Source organism: Ideonella azotifigens (genome assembly GCF_006519715.1).
In the GTDB taxonomy this organism is placed as follows: domain Bacteria; phylum Pseudomonadota; class Gammaproteobacteria; order Burkholderiales; family Burkholderiaceae_C; genus Ideonella; species Ideonella azotifigens.
Map to the genome: position 1 here is coordinate 1 of NZ_VIDT01001071.1, position 1,321 is coordinate 1,321.

General features: G+C 70.1%; 1 protein-coding gene. It reads left to right on the forward strand.

Going from position 1 to position 1,321, the window contains the following annotated elements:
• Positions 1–273: 273 nt before the first annotated feature.
• Positions 274–1,321 (forward strand): MFS transporter (locus tag FKP22_RS30635; protein ID WP_233447032.1); only part of this gene is annotated, 1,048 nt, incomplete at its 3' end.

Sequence of the window (1,321 nt, forward strand, 5' to 3'; positions counted from 1 at the left end):
GCGCGTCTCGCCCGTGCTGGCGCAGGCCTGGGGCTACCGCATGGCCGGCGCCGGCCTGGTGCTGGGCTCGGGCTGGGCGCTGAGCCATGGCTTGCTGGCGCAGTTCGCTGCCTGGTGCGTGGCCTGAGAGCCTGAGAAGGTGCCCCGCGGCCAGGGGCCGGGGAGAGTCAGGCCTCCCCCCATCAGCCGGCACCAGGAGGGCGTTTTCGGGAGAGGTGGGGAACACAAGCCGTCGCTAGTCTTCCAGGCATCGACCATGGAGACCACGCCGGCATGACCAACCCACCGCAATCCAGCCAGGGCGCCTCCGCAAACGCCGGCAAGCGCCCTTCGATGGCCCTCTATGCGCTGACCATCGGCGCCTTCGGCATCGGCACGACCGAGTTCGTCATCATGGGCCTGCTGCTGCAGCTGGCGGCGGACCTGAAGGTCACCGTGGCCACCGCAGGCCTGCTCATTTCCGGTTACGCGCTCGGCGTGTTCGTGGGAGCGCCGCTGCTCACGGCAGCGCTGAGCAAGGTGCCGCGCAAGACGGCGCTGCTCGCGCTGATGGTCATCTTCACGCTCGGCAACCTGGCCTGTGCGCTGGCGCCCAGCTACGCGGTGCTGATGGTGGCGCGGGTCATCACCTCGCTGGCGCACGGCACCTTCTTCGGCGTGGGCGCAGTCGTCGCCACCAGCGTGGTGCCGCCGGACCGAAAGGCCGCTGCGCTGTCGACGATGTTCACCGGCCTGACGGTCGCGACGCTGCTGGGCGTGCCGGTGGGTTCCTGGCTCGGGCTGAACTTCGGCTGGCGGGCTACGTTCTGGGCCGTGTGCGCCATCGGCCTCGTCGCGATGGCGGTCATCGCGCTGTTCGTCTCGGCGAGGGAGGCGGGCTGCGGCAGCGGCGTGTCGCTGAAGGAGGAACTGAAGGTGCTGGGACGGCTGCACGTCGTGCTCGGGCTCGCGGCCACCGTGTTCGGCTTCGCCGGCGTGTTCGCCGTGTTCACCTACATCCAGCCGCTGTTGACCCAGGTCACCGGCTTTGTCGAGGCCACGGTGTCGGTGATCCTGCTGATGTTCGGCGTCGGCATGATCCTCGGCAACGTCATCGGCGGCCGGCTGACCGACCGCGCGCCGGTGCGCATGCTGCTCGGCTCGCTGGCCGCACTCGCCACCGTGCTGGTGCTGATGGGGTTCGCGATGGGCCACCACCTCACCGCGGTGCTGTTCGTCGGGCTGCTGGGCACCGGCGCGTTCGCCACCGTGGCACCGCTTCAGCTGCGCGTGCTCAGCAAGGCCGAGGGGGCCGGGCAGAGCATGGCGTCCAGCCTCAACA